At 65.4% G+C, this 17,273-nt stretch carries 16 protein-coding genes and 1 tRNA gene; 8 read left to right on the plus strand and 9 right to left on the minus strand.

Annotation, left to right across the window (positions count from 1 at the left end):
• The first annotated feature begins 268 nt into the window (after positions 1–268).
• Positions 269–1,486, plus strand: a complete 1,218-nt coding sequence (locus tag M9H71_RS12570; RefSeq protein WP_455405332.1) for an ABC transporter substrate-binding protein — start codon at positions 269–271, stop codon at positions 1,484–1,486.
• A 93-nt stretch (positions 1,487–1,579) separates the two neighbouring features.
• On the opposite strand, the gene M9H71_RS12575 is transcribed toward M9H71_RS12570, so the two are convergent.
• From M9H71_RS12575 to M9H71_RS12585, 3 genes are read right to left on the minus strand one after another with little or no spacing between them, the layout of a single operon-like run.
• Positions 1,580–2,260 (minus strand): ABC transporter ATP-binding protein, encoded by a 681-nt coding sequence (locus M9H71_RS12575; RefSeq protein ID WP_455405333.1) that lies wholly within the window; start codon positions 2,258–2,260, stop codon positions 1,580–1,582.
• Complete coding sequence (locus tag M9H71_RS12580) at positions 2,253–3,479, minus strand: ABC transporter permease (protein ID WP_455405334.1); 1,227 nt, start codon at positions 3,477–3,479, stop codon at positions 2,253–2,255. Before M9H71_RS12580 ends, M9H71_RS12575 begins: the two co-directional genes overlap by 8 nt.
• Entirely contained in the window at positions 3,476–4,738 is a 1,263-nt protein-coding gene (locus M9H71_RS12585; RefSeq protein ID WP_455405335.1) for an efflux RND transporter periplasmic adaptor subunit, read from the minus strand. The genes M9H71_RS12580 and M9H71_RS12585 overlap by 4 nt, the downstream gene beginning before the upstream one ends.
• Positions 4,739–4,887: 149 nt before the next feature.
• On the opposite strand from M9H71_RS12585, the gene M9H71_RS12590 reads away from it, so the two are divergent.
• The 4 genes from M9H71_RS12590 to M9H71_RS12605 all read left to right on the plus strand — a co-directional run bounded on the left by M9H71_RS12590 (position 4,888) and on the right by M9H71_RS12605 (position 7,273).
• On the plus strand, positions 4,888–5,889 hold the full coding sequence (locus M9H71_RS12590; protein WP_455405336.1) for an alpha/beta fold hydrolase: 1,002 nt from the start codon (positions 4,888–4,890) through the stop codon (positions 5,887–5,889).
• A 76-nt stretch (positions 5,890–5,965) separates the two neighbouring features.
• Positions 5,966–6,217 carry a hypothetical protein gene (locus tag M9H71_RS12595; protein ID WP_455405337.1) on the plus strand — a complete coding sequence of 84 codons (252 nt, stop codon included), beginning with the start codon at positions 5,966–5,968 and terminating at the stop codon, positions 6,215–6,217.
• Positions 6,218–6,315: 98 nt separating this feature from the next.
• Complete coding sequence (locus M9H71_RS12600; RefSeq protein ID WP_230761352.1) at positions 6,316–6,543, plus strand: DUF3222 family protein; 228 nt, start codon at positions 6,316–6,318, stop codon at positions 6,541–6,543.
• A complete protein-coding gene (locus M9H71_RS12605) occupies positions 6,533–7,273 on the plus strand; it encodes a transglutaminase-like domain-containing protein (RefSeq protein WP_455405338.1) in 741 nt (246 codons plus the stop codon). The genes M9H71_RS12600 and M9H71_RS12605 overlap by 11 nt, the downstream gene beginning before the upstream one ends.
• A gap of 82 nt (positions 7,274–7,355) precedes the next feature.
• Here M9H71_RS12605 and M9H71_RS12610 read toward each other — a convergent pair whose 3' ends face one another.
• From M9H71_RS12610 to M9H71_RS12630, 5 genes are all read right to left on the minus strand, one after another.
• Entirely contained in the window at positions 7,356–8,213 is an 858-nt protein-coding gene (locus M9H71_RS12610; protein ID WP_455405339.1) for an FTR1 family iron permease, read from the minus strand.
• 168 nt (positions 8,214–8,381) lie between these two features.
• The gene (locus M9H71_RS12615) at positions 8,382–9,860 is read right to left on the minus strand and encodes a diguanylate cyclase (RefSeq protein ID WP_455405340.1); all 1,479 of its coding nucleotides are present in this window, start codon (positions 9,858–9,860) and stop codon (positions 8,382–8,384) included.
• Positions 9,861–10,254: 394 nt separating this feature from the next.
• Positions 10,255–10,770, minus strand: a complete 516-nt coding sequence (locus M9H71_RS12620; RefSeq protein ID WP_455405341.1) for a hypothetical protein — start codon at positions 10,768–10,770, stop codon at positions 10,255–10,257.
• 10 nt (positions 10,771–10,780) lie between these two features.
• A complete protein-coding gene (locus tag M9H71_RS12625; protein ID WP_455405342.1) occupies positions 10,781–11,050 on the minus strand; it encodes a type II toxin-antitoxin system Phd/YefM family antitoxin in 270 nt (89 codons plus the stop codon).
• Between the two features lie 103 nt (positions 11,051–11,153).
• Positions 11,154–11,229: transfer RNA gene (locus M9H71_RS12630), tRNA-Ile, on the minus strand.
• 345 nt (positions 11,230–11,574) lie between these two features.
• Between M9H71_RS12630 and M9H71_RS12635 the strand changes: the two genes are divergently transcribed.
• Entirely contained in the window at positions 11,575–12,981 is a 1,407-nt protein-coding gene (locus M9H71_RS12635; protein WP_455405343.1) for a bacteriohemerythrin, read from the plus strand.
• Positions 12,982–13,002: 21 nt separating this feature from the next.
• Here the strand turns inward: M9H71_RS12635 and M9H71_RS12640 are convergent, their stop codons facing one another.
• Positions 13,003–14,247, minus strand: coding sequence for an MFS transporter (locus tag M9H71_RS12640; RefSeq protein ID WP_455405344.1), 1,245 nt, complete (start codon positions 14,245–14,247; stop codon positions 13,003–13,005).
• Positions 14,248–14,410: 163 nt separating this feature from the next.
• Between M9H71_RS12640 and flhA the strand changes: the two genes are divergently transcribed.
• Both flhA and M9H71_RS12650 read left to right on the plus strand, forming a co-directional pair.
• Complete coding sequence (gene flhA / locus M9H71_RS12645; protein ID WP_455405345.1) at positions 14,411–16,612, plus strand: flagellar biosynthesis protein FlhA; 2,202 nt, start codon at positions 14,411–14,413, stop codon at positions 16,610–16,612.
• Positions 16,613–16,945: 333 nt separating this feature from the next.
• On the plus strand, positions 16,946–17,146 hold the full coding sequence (locus M9H71_RS12650) for a hypothetical protein (RefSeq protein WP_455405346.1): 201 nt from the start codon (positions 16,946–16,948) through the stop codon (positions 17,144–17,146).
• Positions 17,147–17,273: the final 127 nt, after the last annotated feature.

Here is a 17,273-nt window from a genome sequence, read left to right on the forward strand (position 1 = left end):
AGGCTCGGCATGATTGGCAGCTTTGAGCACAGCCTGGATAGCGACGCCCTCGCGCTGCCTGCCGCAAATTCCGCGCAGAGCAAATTATCGTCCATTTGGCAGATGTCGGCGGCGGCGCGCGATCAGTACTAACTGAAACGACGCGGTGACGTGTCTCCCATGCGCTGATTGGTCCACGCGATCGGCATTGCGTTGCCATCCCGCGCACGACTAATATCAAAACGTGACGATCGAGAATGATCGCGCCAAGAAAATGGGATGGAAACAGATGAGACTATCCAAACTTGCGGCCATTGTGGCGGCGACTTCTTTGCTTGCGCCCGCCGCGGCGTCCGCACAGAAGGCCTACGGCCCGGGCGCCAGCGATACCGAGATCAAGATCGGGAATTTCGTGCCCTACAGCGGCCCGGCGTCGGCCTACGGCATCGTCGGCCAGGTGCAGAGCGCCTACGTCAAGATGCTGAACGAGAAGGGCGGCATCAACGGCCGCAAGATCAATTTCATCTCGTATGACGACGCCTACTCGCCGCCGAAGGCGGTGGAGCAGACCCGCAAGCTGGTCGAAGGCGACGAGGTGCTGTTCCTGTACCATACGCTCGGCACGCCTTCGAACACTGCCGTCATGAAGTACCTGAACCAGAAGAAGGTGCCGCAGTTGATGCTGTCGAGCGGCGGCACGCGGTTCGGCGAGGATCCGAAGACCTATCCGTGGACGATGCCGTTCAACCCGCCCTACCAGGCGGAGGGCCGGATCTACGCGAAGTGGATCATGGCGACCCATCCCAACGCCAAGATCGCCGTGCTGGTGGCGAACGACGATTACGGCAAGGACATCTACAAGGGCGTCAAGGACGGGTTCGGCGCCAAGGCCTCGATGATCATCTCGGAGGCGACCTACGACATCACCGATCCGACCATCGATTCCCAGATGGCCAAGCTCAAGGCCTCGGGCGCCGACCTCTTCCTCAATCTCTCCACGCCGAAATTCGCCGCGCTGGCGATCCGCAAGATGGGCGAACTCGGCTGGAAGCCGATTCATGTTCTGAACAACGTCTCGTCATCAGTCGGTGCAGTGATCAAGCCGGCCGGGATGGAATTTGCGCAGGACGCGATCACCGCGAGCTACGTCAAGGATCCGACCGATCCGACCTGGAAGGACGATCCGGGCGTGAAGGAGTGGGACGCCTTCCTCGAGAAATACATGCCGGGCTCCGATCGCTCCAACGGTCTGCTGCTGTATTCCTACGGCGCCGCGCAGACGCTGGAATACATCCTGAAGCAGGCCGGCGATAATCTGACCCGCGACAACATCATGAAGGTCGCGACCAGCCTGAAGGGCTACGCGCCGGCATCGCTGCTGCCGGGCATCACCATGAACACCTCGCCCACCGATCACTTCCCGATCGAGCAGATGCAGCTGATGCGCTTCAAGGGCGACCGCTGGGAGATGTTCGGCGAGGTGCTCGAAGCGAAGGTCACGAACTAAAGCGGACCACGATTGACCGATGCGCGGGCTCGAGGCGAGCCCGCGCATCACGTTTTCGGACGGGCTCGCGCCGGACTACCGACTGATCAGGCGCTACCCCGCAATTCGACCATCCACCACGCGCACGATCCGGTCGCATCGCGCGGCCAGATCGTCGTTGTGGGTCACCAGCAGAAACGTGGTGCCGCGCTCGCGGTTGATCTGTCGCATCAGCTCGAACACGTCGTCGGCCGATTTGGTGTCGAGGTTGCCGGTCGGCTCGTCGGCGAGCACCAGGGCGGGATCCATCGCGAGCGCGCGGGCCACTGCGACGCGCTGCTGCTGACCGCCGGACATGTTGGAGGCGCTGTTGTTGCGCCATTTCGACAGCCCGACGCGGTCCAATAGCTCGTCGGCGCGCTGCTCCATCGCCGCATCGGGACGGCCGCGATCGACCAGCATCGGCATCATCACGTTCTCGCGGGCCGTGAACGCCGAGATCAGATAGTGATACTGGAACACGAAGCCGATGGCGTGACCGCGTAGATGCGTCAGCGCCGAGTCGGCGAGCTGGCCGGTGTCCTCGCCGTTGATCAGCAGGCGTCCGCCGGTCGGTCGGTCGAGCAGGCCGATGATGTTGAGCAGCGTCGACTTGCCCGAGCCGGATGGCCCCATCAGCGCCAGGAAGTCGCCGCGCTGCATCGTCAGGTCGATGCCGTGCAGCACTTCGGTCTCGACCGGCGTGCCGACATTGTAGGATTTGCGGATCCCGTCGAGGGTAAGAACGTCAGCCACGGATCGCCACCACCGGATCGAGCCGCGCGGCGCGCAGCGCCGGGGCGATTGCCGCAGCGACGCCGGTCGCAGTGGCGAGCACCGCCGCCCAGACGAACAAATCGACGTCGAGGATCAACGGAAACAACTCGCTGCCGTCGACCTGGCGCGCGGAGCGATGCCAAGTGAACAGCGCCAGCGCGCCGAGCGCCGAGCCGAGCACTGAGCCGACGAAGGCGAGCAGTCCGCCCTGGATCAGAAACACCCGCAGGATCTGGCCGCGCCGCGTGCCCATCGCGCGCAGGATGCCGATGTCCTTGGAACGCTGGATCACCGTCACGATCAGCACCGCGGCGATGCCGAACGCCACCGACAGGCCGACGAACAGCCGGATCAGCGTGTTGGAGTTCTGCTGCGCCTGCACTGCGGTGAAGAACTGCGCGTTGGTCTTGATCCAACTATCGGCCTTCACCTGCAACATCGCCTGGACCTCCTGGGCGATGCTCTCCGCTGCGTAAATGTCCGCCACCGTCAGATCGATCGAGGTGACGCCGCCGATCAGCCCGAGCATGCTCTGGGCATTGCGCAACGTGACGAAGGTGTTGCGCTGATTGGCAGCCTTGTTGCCGAAATCGAAGATGCCCTTGATGGTGAGGATGCGGTTGCCGGCGAGCGGGGTCGACACGATGATCTTGTCGCCGAGCGACGCGCCGAGATCGCGCGCCAGCTCGATGCCGATTAGAATGCCCTCGGTGGTGACCTGCGCTTCGCCGGCGACGATGAAATCCGGCACTTTGACGATCTTGAAATAGATCTCCGGTTCGATGCCGTACAGCGTGACGGCGCGGCTGGTGTCACCGCGCAGCGCCAGCGCCGAGCCGGACGCAGTGGCGGCGGCGTAGACGACGTCGGGCCGCGCCTGCATCTCGGCGCGGATCTTCGGCCATTGATCGATCGAGATCATTCGCTGGGTCGGGCGCTGCACCACCGCGGCCTCGATCGTGCCGGGCTGGTCGCGCAGCGGCCGCGCCACCTGATCGGGCGGCAGCAACTGGATCTGCGGCACGGATGTCAGCACCCGTTTAATGAAATTGGCCTGCAGACCGGCCAGCATCGCCGACATGAATACGATGACGCCGACGCCGATCGCGATGCCGCCGACGATCACCAGCGTCTGCACCGCGCCGTCGAGCAGAAACCGCACCGCGGCGATCCACTCGAACGGCAGCCAGCGCTTCATCGCAGCACCGGCCGAATACGCTGATCCGGCTTCACGCCGGTGGCGAGCGGGATCACCCGGTCGCCCGGAGCGAGACCATCGATCACCTCGTAGAAACCGACGCCGCGCAGGCCGAGCTTGACCGGCTGGCGCACCGCGCGGCCGCCGCTCGCCTTCAGCACGTAAGGCGCCGCGGTGGCGTCGTTCACCGCCCGCGCCGGCACGATCACCACGTCGTCGCGGCGCGCGGTGGCGATGTCGACCGACACCGTCATGTCCTGGCGCAGATAATCCGGCGGATCATCGACCTTGAGCTTGATCTCGACGGAAGCGCGGTTGATGTCGACCGACGGATTGATGTAGCTCAGCGTCGCGTCGAACCGCTTGTCCGGATAGGCGTCGGCGGACGCCAGCGCGTGCTGACCGAGCGCGAGCTGGCCGAGATTCTTTTCGTCGATCTGCACCACGATCTGAATGTCGCCAGCCGGCGCCAGGACCAGCAGCGCCTTGCCCGGCTGCACCACGCTGCCGCGCTCGACCGCGCGCGTGATCAACACGCCGTCGCGCGGCGCGACGATGGTGGCGTAGCCGCGCCGCGCCTGCGCGGTGTTGAGATTGGCGAGCGCCTGGGCGAGCTGCGTCTCGGCCATCACGAAATCACTGCCGCCGGGGCTGGAGGTGAACACCTGCAGCTCGGCGGTGCGCACCTGGGTGCGGGCGACGTCGAGATTTTTGGTAGCGTCGTCGAGCGTCGCCTTGGTGCCGTAGCCGGAGGCCGCCAGCTTGGAGGCGCGCTCGTAAGCAGCCTGGGCATTGAGCAGATTGGCCTGCGCCTGCTTGAGCGCTTCGTCGGCCGCCGGCTTGGTCAGCTCGCGAAGCTGGCGCACCCGCGCCTCGGCCTGCGCCACCGCGCCTTCGGCCTGCACCACCGAAGCCTTCAGTTCGGAGGCCTCGATCGCGACGAGCTGCTGGCCCTGATGGACCTGCTGGCCCTCCTTGACCAGCACGTCCTTGACAGTGCCGGTGATCTGGCTGGCGATCTCGACGCGATACGGGGTTTCAATGTGGCCGCTGGCCACCACGGTCTGCACCAGATTGCCGCGCTGTACCGCGACGGCGACCACTTCCGGCCCGAGCAGCAGCCGGAACAGACCAAGACCGGTCCCGATCAGGACCAGCGCGACGCCGAGCGCCGCCCATTTGTGACGCCACAACCCGCCTCCCCAGCGGGCCGCCGGATTTGGCCGCGGCGCGTCGATCTTCTCGGCTTGCTGCAACATTCTGATCCGCGGTCGATCGCTCTGTCGAGACCTATCCCCGGACCGATGGGCAGCCATTGCGAAAGATCAATTGCGGCCACGCGCCCCCGTGCTCAACTTCGCGCGCCGCAGAGTCGTTCGCGGCCGATGACCTATGGCCGAAGGATGCGATGACGACGTTGATCTTGCTGGTGCTGAGTGTCGTCGCGCTGTTCACGGCGGCGGGCTGGGTATCGTGCCGGCTGGCGCGCCGGCTGGAGGCGCGCTATCCGCCGCGCGGCGTGTTCATCAATGCCAATGGCGTGCGGATGCACGCGCTCGATCTCGCACCTGCCCGCCCGGCGGCTCCCGGCCAGCCGACCGTGCTGCTGCTGCACGGTGCCAATCTGTGCTGCGAGGACATGCGGATGTCGCTCGGCGATCGCCTGGCGCAGCGGCTGCGGGTGATCATTCCCGACCGTCCCGGTCAGGGCTACAGCGTCACCGGCACCGGCCCGGTCGCATCGCCGGCCTATCAGGTGACGCTGATCCGCGAAGTGCTGCGTGACCGTGGCGCGGGGCCGCTGATCGTGGTCGGGCATTCGTTCGGCGGGCTGATCGCGCTGCGTTATGCGCTGGACAATCCCGATACCGTCGCCGGCCTGGTGCTGATCAATCCGACCACCCACCCGCGGCCGCAGGGCCTGCCGCTGTTCCAACGCGCCGCCGAAGTTCTGATGAAGCCGCTCGTCACCTACACGCTGCTGCCGCCGCTGTCGCTGGCGATGATGAAGCGGATCGCGACGCGGATCTTCCGGCCCGAGACGCCGCCGGCAGACTACGCCGAGCGCAGCCGGCTGGCGCTGGCGCTGACCGCCAAGCGGTTCGCCGCCAGTCTCGAAGAATATTCCGGGCTGCGCGATCAACTGGTCGATCATGTGCCGCGCTACGGCGCTGTCCAGGTGCCGACCGTGATCGTTGCCGGCACTGCCGATCCGGTGGTGCCGCCGCAGGTGCACGCCGAAGCGCTCGCCCAGGCGGTGCCACAGGCACGGCTGCTGCGGCTGAACGGCGCCGGCCATATGGCGCATCACGCCCATGCCGAGACCATCGCGGCCGAGATCGAGCGGATGGCCGACGCCGTGGCGGAGCGGGCCGCTCCGGCACGAGTCGAAGCGGCCGAGCGAAACTGACGCGAGCGACGTCGACGGCGCGATGAAACCTCAGCCGGTCGGGCGCGTTCCCTTCCGGGAACGAACGGAGTCCGAAATGACCACCTTCAAGCTCGCCTGTGCGGTGATGATCCTCTCCACTGCGACCGCAGTACCGGCATTGGCCGGGCACCGGCATCATCGCGCCCACCACCATCACCCGTCGAGCGCGCCGTACAGCCACAATTACGGGCCGCCGGTATGGCCGGGCGAAACCTATGCCACCTATGACGGTCCGCTGTCGGCGCTGTGCAGCCAAGGCGCAGCCGCCTATCGCGGGCAGGATGGCCGCCGCCATCCTTGCTACTAATCACGCATTCAGCGCCGCACGCGGTTGCAACGCCTGCTGAACGGCGGCACACTCCGGCCGCCGCAGCCCTGTCGCCGCGCGTTTCACGGAATCAAGCCATGACCGACACCACCGCCGAAGACGTCCGCAAGATCGCCACCGCCCTGCTGAAGACGGCCATCGAGATCGTCTCCGAAGAGGACGGCGGCGCGCACAATCAGTGCAAACTATGCGGAGCTTCGGTGCCGTGGCTGCAGACCGGCGACGAGATCAAGCACGCGCCGGATTGCCCGGTGGTGATCGCCAAGCAGATCCTGTCGGCGCGGCCGAAGCTGCATGCGGTCTGAGCCGGGCAGCGAGGGCACGACCTCCGCCGCGGCCAAGCCCGCCGCTTCCGAGATCGCGGTCTGCCTGGCACCGGCGGAATTCGTCGACAGCGACCACCCCGAAATCATCGCACGAGCGGCTGAAGCGACGCGCGGCGCGGCTACGCTCGCCGACAAACTCCGCGCGCTGTATCTGACGGTGCGCGACGGCGTGCGCTACGATCCTTACGTCGACTTCTCCAGCCCCGAGATCTTCCGCGCCTCCAGCGTGCTGCGCGCCGAGCGCGGCTATTGCGTCGGCAAGGCCTCGGCGTTCGCAGCGCTCGCCCGCGCTATCGGGATTCCGGCGCGGGTGTGCTTTGCCGACGTGCGCAATCACCTCGCCACCGAGAACCTGACCCGGACGATGGGCACCGACCTGTTCGCCTGGCACGGCTATGCCGAATGCTTCACCGGGACGCGCTGGGTGAAAGCGTCGCCGACCTTCAATCGCACGCTGTGCGACAAGCTGGGCGTCGCACCGCTCGATTTCGACGGCTCGTCGGATGCGGTGATGCAGGCATTCGACAACAACGACGCGCGGTTCATGGAATATGTCCGCGAGCACGGTGCGTATTTCGATGTGCCGGTGAAGTTTCTGCAGGCCGAGATGAAGCGGCAGTACCCTCACCTCGCCGAGCAAGGCCGCCTGCGCGGCTCGATGGAAGACGAGGCGGCCCAGGACGCCGCCGCGCGTGCCAGAGTTTTCTAGGGCCCACCGGAAACCCGCTCGCGCGCAGAACCGGCTTCAAATTGAGCGACAAGGCGTCGGCTCCGACGCCACGCGTCTCGGCTTACGTTTCGGCGCGGCTTTTGGCAGCCACCACCGCATCGGCCGGGGCCGTCTTGCGAAGTAACACCACGACGGCGAGCCAATAGGCCAGATACACGCCGAGCTGTAGGACCGTCGGATGGGCCCGATAGCCGGTCAGTCCGGCGACCAGCGCACCGACCGCCCCGGTGTCCGGCAGCAGCGCAGAGCTGTCCCACAGCCGGCCGGTGGCCGGCAGCATCCCGACCCGGCTCAGCGCATCGACCCCGCTGACCAAGAGCGCGGCTGCCATCAGCAGCATCGCCACTTCGGTGACGCGGAAGAACGTCCGCCAGGTGATCACCACGCTGCCGAAATGCAACGCCGCGTAGGTCGCTACAGCGAGCGCCAGTCCGGCCACCGCGCCGAGCACCGGTTCGGCCGGCGCGACCGGATGCACGGCCAATGTGCCGAGCAGAAACAGGATGGTCTCGGCCCCCTCGCGCGCGATTGCCAACGCCGACAGCGTGAAAACGCCCCACCAGCTCGCCGCCATCGTCTCCTCGCGCAGCGCGGATTCGAGCTCGACCCGCAACATGCGAGCCTGCTCGCGCATCGAGAAGACCATGTGCACGATCAGGCCGGCGGCGAGCAGTGCCGCGACCGCGGCGTAGATCTGGCGACTGCCGGCCGGAATCGAACTGCTGAACAAACCGATGGTGACACCGAAGCCTGCGGCGATCAGCAGTCCGGTGGCAGCGCCGGCCCACAGATAGCGCCGGCCACGGCCGCTGATGTCGTTGTTGCGCAGCCATGCATTGAGAATGCCGACGATCAGCAAGGCCTCGACGCCCTCGCGCCAGACCACGATCACGACATTGCCCAACTGCGACCCGATCATCCGCGTCAATCTTCGCCCAAGCCAGACCGGCGGCGACAATCGGATCGACTCGCCAGCCATCGGAGTGCGTCATCGTACATCAGTTTCGGGCAAATACGGCGTATCAAATGGCTTGGATGGGCGTAATCCGATCGAACGGTACGGTCCCGTGCGTCGGGTGGTGCCACGCTACAGCGATGATTGCCGCTGTGCCCCCGCCGACATCCGGTGGTCGAGCAGCGGGAAGAACTGCTGATCGTGATGCAGCATGTGACCGATGATCACCGTGTTCACCAGGAACTCGCGCAACGCGCCCAGCGACTGATCTCTCGCCAGCAGCCCATCGCGCAGCTCACCTGCGCGCAGCAAGAGATGGTCGTGCTCGACGCGGTGACGGCCGAGATCGAAATAGCCGATGCCTTCGAGGATCTGCTCCTCGTAGGCAAAGTGGTCGCCGACCCGGGCGATCAGCAAGTCGACCACCTCGGCCAGCTTGTCGAGCTCCAGCGCCTCGACGTCAGAACCGAGCACGAGGTTGGCGAGATCGAACAGCTCGCGGTGCTGCCGATCGATCGCCGCCTCGCCGCAGGCGTAGCTGTCGTGCCAGAGAATGCTGGCCTGCGTCGCGGCTGGCGGCTGCGGCTCGCGACTGCTGCACTGCAACCGGCTGCGGCCGGCCTGTTTGGCTGCGTACATCCAGTGATCAGCCCGCTCGACGAAATCCTGCGCGGCTTCGCCGCACCGGAGCTGCGCCGAGCCGATCGAGATCAACAGCCGCCCGAGGCTCTCGTGGGTCGAGCGGCGATGCAGCTCGCGCGCGGCAATCGCCGCCCGGATTTTCTCGCCGACCGCCAGTGCATCGTTCAGCGCGGTGCCGGGCAGGATGATCGCAAACTCGTCGCCGCCATAGCGGCAGACAACATCGTCGCGGCGGCAACTGTGCTTGATCGTCGCGGCTGCGAGCCGCAACACGTCGTCGCCGACGACGTGGCCGTGACGGTCGTTGAACTGCTTGAAATTATCGAGATCGACGATCAGCAGCGACAGCGGGCCGTCGACTGCTGCGGCGGCGATCAGCCGCGCCATCGACGTCTCGAAGAACTTCCGGTTGCCGACCTCGGTGAGCGGGTCGGTCATGCTCTCCAGCCGGACCCGATCCAACTCATCCTGCAACCTACGGACCTGCGCCGCCGCCGCGTCGAGCTGCTCGACCAGCAGCGCATTGGTGGCGCGCATCTCGATCGTCCAGCTCAACAGATCGTCGGCGATCGCCGCGACGCCATCGTCACCGCCCCCGCCCGCCAGCCGCGGCGCCGCGCTCGACAGCCGGGATTGATAGCCGTGGGTGGCGTCGGAGGCCTGCGCGATGACGTCGATCAACCGGCTCGACTGCGTCTGCACCTCGGCGCCGATCGCGTGAATCCGCGTCGCCGCTTTCGACGGAAACAGCACCTGCTCGTACACATCGGCAATGTCACGCGAGGTCGGTCGCGGTTTGGCGGCGAGCAGTGCGTCGATCGCTTCGGTGAGCGCTTTGTGCCGGCCGGCGAAAAACGTGTACCACAGCTCGAAGCTCTCCGGATCGAGCGAAAGATCGAGATCGCGAATCTGCTTCAACGCCTGCGCGGAGACGCGATCCTTCCAGTTTCGGTCGATATCCGTGTGCATCGTCATGATCGGACAAAACAGCCTCGTTCGCCCGCACAAGCAGCCGCGCGCGCGGCGACCGCATCCACGGCAACACTGATCCAAGCGCTCATCGGGGTAGCAGGGCGTCTCGCATCGGAAACAACTTGGCCGCAAATGACTTTGCGACTGATCCTGTAGCAGGCAATACTATCTTACCCGCCACATCGAGGCCGCGGGATCGCAGAACGACGAGCACGATCTAATCACGATTCGCCGCAAGCAAGGGACACCTACATACCGCTTGTGGATATCAGGCGCGTGAAGCGAGGATTAGGTCCGATCTGCTAACCGATCGCACCGTCAGCGCATCGAGAAGTTCTGCAAGGCTCACTTCGAGGTTGGTCGGAAAGTCCGTTTCAAACAATTGCGCTGTCTACGGATGGCGCCTGAGAGCCCAAACCTTGTTCAATTCCCTGAGCCGAAGGAAACGCTTCGCCAACTGAGCCATCATCGGACCCGGCATCGGCCGTTGATAGACGAATTGTCCTTGCTTGTCTGGAATGTGACCCATGCCGCTCGAAGGCCAAGTATCAATATTGACCTCCGACACGATGGCCCACGATTCTCTCGTGTCGGGTAGTCCGATGTAGCGTTTGGTGCCGAGATCAAGTTTAACGCCTAGTTGGTCTTTTGCCGGCGGGTCCGTTTGAATGCAGATAATAATGATGTCGTTCTTCGTCGCGACGTAGTTTGCAATCACGCGCGTGGACGACTCGTCGACGACGGTGATATTTTGAAGAACTTCTCCTTGCTTCAATGGCAGGAGAATGCAGGCCGGCCGTTCCTTGCCGTGTTCGATGCCTGCCTTGAACTCTCGCGGTCTCAGATAATCGTATCGAAAAACAAGACCGGCCCGAGGCTCCGGATATTTATCCAGGTCCGAAGCCATCTTGGCTTCCTCACTCCAGATGGACGGCAAGCCCGCCGCCGATCTCGACATCCATATCCGGGTGACTATCCGCGATTTCGCGAATCCGTTCGATCACGCTGTCCGGGAAAGAGTCTGGCGAGGCTACGATGGTCGCCCCCTTCAGCCTCACATACTCTTCCAGCGACATCATCACGTAACGAGGCTTGTCGTGATAACTCAGAAATACGGGCTCCAGCAGCGCCGCCTTTTGGATCTCGGATGGATTCCGCTGAAGGTCACTCGAGGCGAAGACTTTCATGTCGGGAACTCCGTTGCTCCGCTTTTAAAATATGTAATTTATGTATTTTGGCGGCGGATTGGAAGTTTCATCTTGAGGCTAGTGATCATTATTGCACTTGGCCTGGTGGGCCCGGCAGGACTCGAACCTGCAACCAGACCGTTATGAGCGGCCGGCTCTAACCATTGAGCTACAGGCCCCGCCGGCGGCCGCGCGGGGGCGGCGGACGGGCACGGCCCTCCCTTACAATGGCGTGGGGGTTGCGGCAATCGCCGCCGCGACCAAAGCAGAGGGTGACCGGCGGCAGCGCTCGCAGCGAGCCGCAGCGGGCGCTGATGCCCCGGCGGCGATGGTCCGCGAGAGGACACGTCCGCGATGCCGGTGCTTGCGGCGCGGTCGCGCGGCTTGCGCCGAAAGTCGCAATCGGTAGCGGCAGTCTTCGCCGAAATGCAGCGCATTCGATGTCGAGTTGGCCGGTTGGCTTAAGATTGTACCAACATTCGCGCCTTAGATTGCCGGCCGATCTTACCTTTCGGCGTGCGTCAATGCCCCTGTTTCAATGGAATCCGCTGTTCGAGACCGGCAACCAGCGGATCGACGACCAGCACCGCAAATTGTTCGAACTGACCAACCGCCTCGCGCACGCGGTGCAGAACGGCGAGAACCTTCCGACACTGGCGGTGCTGGTCGCAGAGCTGCGCGATTATGCGGCGACGCATTTCTGCGACGAAGAACAGTTGATGCGCTGCTCCGCGCTGACGCATCGCGAGATCGAACGCCACGCCTGCGTGCACGCCTCGTTCATCGAGAAGGTCGACGAAGTCGCGGCGCGCACCGATCTGTCCGACGAGGAAGCCACCGGCGCATTCCTGGAACTGCTGATCACTTGGCTGGTGACCCACATCCTCAAGCTCGACCGCCGCGTTGCCCGCGCGCTGCTCGATCGCGTCACCACGCCGCCCGAGAGCGACGTCTCGGCCGAACAGGTGCTGGTGGCGGCGCTGATGGAGACCGAAAAACGCTTCCGGATGCTGTCCGACGAAGCGCCGTCGCTGATCTGGATCAGCGGCACCAGCGGCCGCAGGGACTTCGCCAACCGGCCGTGGTTCGATCTGGTCGGGGCCGAGGTCCAACCGGCCTCGGCGGTCGACTGGGCCGGTTTCATCCACCCCGACGACCGCCGCAGCTACGCGGCCTGCATCGCCGAGGTGCTCGCCAGCGGGCACACGGCCTCGCTCGAATTCAGGGTCCGCACCAGCTCCGGCGGGTGGGCGTGGGTGCGCGAGAAGATCAGCCCGCGCACCAATCGCGGCCGCTGCATTGGACTGATCGCCGCCGCGACCGACATCACCGAGATCAAGCAGTCCGAAGACCTGATCGCCGACGCCAGCGGCCGGGTCGAACGCGAAGTTTCCGAGCGCACCCAGCAATTGCAGCAGCTCGCGCTGGTCGATCCGCTCACCGGCCTCGCCAACCGCCGCGCGCTGCTGGAGCGCATCGACGCCGATGTCGCCCACGCGACGGCGCACGGCGACGCGCTGTCGCTGCTGTTCGTCGATGTCGACCGCTTCAAGCGGATCAACGACAGCTTCGGCCACGCCGCCGGGGATTCGGCGCTGATCGAGGTCGCGGCCGTGATCAAGGGATCGCTGCGCGGCAGCGATTTCGTCGGCCGGCTCGGCGGCGAGGAGTTCGTCGCGGTGCTGCCGAGCACAGCTCTCGCCGGCGCCGAACACGCCGCGGAGACGATCCGGCGCAAGGTCGCCGAGCACGGCTTTCGCGGTGTCGACGGCGGCGTCACCGTCAGCATCGGGATCGCCTCGCTGCAGCACGCCGAGGATGGCGCGGCGCTGCTCGCCCGCGCCGACCACGCCATGCTGCGGGCCAAACGCAGCGGGCGCAATCGCTGCTGTGCGGCCGAGGGCGAAAACCTCGACCGGCTGTCGGCCTGACGCCGCCCTCTGCCCTCGCCGCTACGCCATCGCCACCCGCGGTCCGCGGCGCCGGGCGCGGAGCAGCAACATCAGCATGATCGCGACGTTGAGCGCGTTCCAGGCCATGCCGTTGACGAAGGCCGCGGCGTAGGAGCCGGTGGCATCGAAGATCACGCCGGAGATCCAGCCGCCGAACGACATCCCGATCACCGAGGCCATGATCACGATGCCGACGCGGGTGGCGGCTTCGCGCGCCGGCATCGCTTCGCGCACGATGATCGCATAGGCCGGCACGATGCCACCCTGGAACAGGCCGAACATCGCCGAGATCACGTAGAGCGAGCCCAGGCTGTCGAAGAACAGATAGAACAGCAGCGCGGCGCCCTGCGCCACCGAACCGAGCAGCAGGGTGCGGATGCCGCCGATCCTGTCAGCGAGGAAGCCCGAGCCGATCCGGCTGATGATGCCGAACGCCAGCATCAGCGACAGCATCTCGGCGCCGCGCGCCGCGCCGTAGCCGAGGTCGCCGCAATACGCGACGATGTGCACCTGCGGCATCGCCATCGCCACGCAGCAGGCGATGCTGGCGATGCTCAGCAGCGCCGTCAGCGTGTTGGTGGGAAGCTGCAGATCGATCTTCGGCGGCAGCGCCGCGGCGTGGCTGGTGGCGGCATGGCCGCGCATCTGCGCACGCAGGAGCAGCACCACCAGCGTCATCGACACCACGCAGAACGCGCCGATCAGGATATGGGTGGCGCGCCAGCCGATGGTGGAGCTGCCCCAATTGACCAGCGGCGGCCAGATCGTGCCCCCGACATAGTTTCCGCTGGCGGCGATCGTCACCGCCAGGCCGCGGTAGCGCTCGAACCAATGCGAGGCCTCCGCCATCAACGGGCCGAACGTCGCCGAGGCACCAGCGCCAATTAGAAAGTGGACCGCTGTGAACTGCCACAGCGAGGTCGACAGCCCGGCCCCCAAATAGCCGAGTCCGATCAGCGCGATGCCGGCCGCGATCGCCGCCACGATGCCGAACCGGTCGGTCAGCTTGCCGGTCACGACGCCGCCGAGGCCGAAACCGAGCATCGCCAGGGTGAAGGCCAACGAGGCTGCGCCGCGGGTTGCGGCGAATTCCGCCTGCACGGTCGGCAGCACCACGACCACCGACCACATCCCGACGCTGCCGATCGAGCCGATCACGAGCGCGAGCACCAGCCGGATCCAGGCCTGACGCGAGTCGAGCGTAAACGCCGGCGTTTTGCCGGTCTTTGCCAAGGGCGTTTCCATCCGCGCAGAGTTCCCGGTGCCGGGCCGGGGGTCAAGCCCGCCGGCCAGCCCCCTGCCATGCGGTCGCACCCGCTTCGGCGTTAACACTTTGCTAACCATGGACCGGGCAAATTTTGCCCAGTGAACCGAAGTGTCGTCGGCCGCGAACATGGGGGAATCCCCCGTGGACGCCAGTGCGGTGCCTCACGTCGGCCCCAGCGGCAAGCGACACACGCGAGAGATGGCGACGGACATGACGGACACCACGGTCGGCCAGGGCACAGGATCCGGCATCCCCAGCATCAAAGAGATGATCGCGATCCTGCGGCGCGGCGACCTGGCGCTGGCGATCGGCGTGCTGACCATCCTGGTCGTGCTGATCCTGCCGTTGCCGGCAGTCGTTCTCGACCTATTCCTGGCGATCTCGATCACGCTGTCGATCCTGATCCTGATGACGTCGCTGTTCATTCAGGCGCCGCTGGAATTCTCGTCGTTTCCGACCGTGCTGCTGATCTCGACGATGCTGCGGCTGTCGCTGAACATGGCGTCGACCCGCCTGATCCTGTCGCACGGCCACGAAGGCACCGCGGCCGCCGGTCACGTCATCGAGGCGTTCGGCGGCTTCGTGATGGGCGGCAATTTCGTGATCGGGATCATCGTGTTCACGATCCTGATCATCGTCAACTTCGTGGTCATCACCAAGGGTTCGGGCCGTATCGCCGAAGTCGCGGCGCGCTTCCAACTGGATTCGATGCCCGGCAAGCAGATGGCAATCGACGCCGACCTATCGGCCGGCCTGATCGACGAAGCCACCGCGAAAGCCAGGCGCAAGGAGCTGGAGGACGAGAGCGGCTTCTTCGGCGCCATGGACGGTGCTTCGAAATTCGTTCGCGGCGACGCCATTGCCGGCCTGCTGGTGGTGTTCATCAACGTGATCGGCGGCATCGTCATCGGCGTGATGCAGCAAGGGCTGTCGTTCGGCGAAGCAGGCCGCACCTATACGCTGCTCACCGTCGGCGACGGCCTGGTGACGCAGATCCCGGCGCTGATCGTCTCGACCGCGGCGGGCCTGCTGGTGTCGAAGGCGGGCATTTCCGGCTCGGCCGACAAGGCGATGATGGGCCAGTTGTCGGGCTATCCGCAGGCGCTGGGCATGGCGTCTGCGGTGATGCTGGTACTGGCGGCCCTGCCGGGCATTCCGACGCTGCCGTTTCTCGCGCTCGGCGGCGGCGCAGGCTACCTCGCGTTCAAGGCGGGCAAGCGCAAGGCGCAGGTCGGCGCCGATGCGGCGCTGGCCGCAGCCGCGCCGGAAGCAGCCGCTGCCGCTGCGGCGGCCGCTTCCGCGGCGGAGGAGCCGATCGCCGCAGCGCTGAAGATCGACGATCTGAAGATCGAGCTCGGCTACGCGCTCTTGCCGCTGGTCAACGGCCCTGACGGCCAGGACCGCCTAACCGAGCAGATAAAGGCGCTGCGCCGCTCGCTGGCGATCGAGATGGGCTTCGTGATGCCGGCCGTGCGCATCCTCGACAACGTCCAGCTCGAGGCCAACACCTACGTCATCAAGATCAAGGAGGTCGACGCCGGCACCGGCCGGATCTGGCCGAACCAGTTCATGGTGATGGACCCGGCCGGCGAACAGGTGACGGTGCCGGGCATCAACACCACCGAGCCGACCTTCGGCCTGCCCGCGACCTGGGTCGACGCCAACTTCAAGGAAGAGGCGTCCCTGAAGGGCTACACCGTGGTCGACGCCGCCACGGTGCTGTCGACGCATCTGACCGAGCTGCTCAAGGCCAACATGTCCGACCTGTTGTCCTATGGCGAAACTCAGAAGCTGCTCAAAGACCTGCCGAGCGAGCAGAGCGAGCTGGTCAAGGACATCGTGCCCAGCCAGATCACCGTGTCCGGCATCCAGCGCGTGCTGCAGCTGCTGCTCGCCGAGCGGGTCTCGATCCGCGACCTGTCGACCATCCTGGAAGGCGTCGCCGAGGCGCTGGCGTTCTCACGCAATCCGTCGACCATCGTCGAGCACGTCCGCGCCCGGCTGGCGCGCCAGATCTGTGCGCAGAACACTTCCTACAACGGCTACCTGCCGCTGATCGCGCTGTCGGCCAAATGGGAGCAGGCGTTCGCCGAATCGATCATCGGCCAGGGCGAAGAGCGCACCCTGGCGATGGCGCCGTCGAAACTGTCGGAATTCATGACCGCGGTGCGCGACAAATTCGAACAGGCCGCCCGCGAAGGCGAGGCACCGGTGCTGGTGACGTCGGCTTCGATCCGGCCGTTTGTCCGCTCACTGGTCGAACGGTTCCGCGCCCAGACTACTGTGATGTCGCAGGCCGAGATCCATCCGCGGGCCCGGCTGAAAACCGTCGGCAGCGTCTGACCAATCGGTTCCGCGCTGCCGCACTGCAACGTCGGCTGCGCGACTTTTGAGCAACAGACAAGAGCTCTTGCAGCAAACAGGTATCGTCAGACCGACGGCGGCGAAATCGTTCAAATTGTCCGCATCGCCCTCGATCTGATTAATTTTCAGTAAGTTAGGTCAGTGTTTCGCACTGCATTCTCGCGCACTATCACTGTTATTCACGCGCTTGTGATGACCTCTACGGAACGTCCGAGCGATTTCCTACGTTTTCTGCGTGAGTTCTTTGAACCTGCTTCGGGATCGCAAACACGAATTTCCGAGGGTGGAAAAAAAGACACCAGGAGGCTCCGAATGAACCATTCGATCTACAGTGCCGATCGCACCACCCACTTGAAGGTCGTGGCCGTGGCTCTGGTCGCGGGGATCGCGGTGGCGGGTCTCGGGATCACTGCACGCCTTGGCGCCGACGACGGCTACACCCAGACCGCGAAGGTGATCAAAGCCGGCAAGCCGATGGCGATCAGCAAGGCGGAGACCATGGTGATCCGCTGAGGCGATCCGATGAGAGTTCCAGCCTTCACGCATGCCGGATAGCCCCCCTGGCCAACGCGTGAGCTGAGGAGGTCGCACTCACCCCAAGTGACGACCCGAGGAAAACGCCCGCTCCCCACGGGCGTTT

The sequence above is a fragment of the Rhodopseudomonas parapalustris genome (assembly GCF_053772255.1).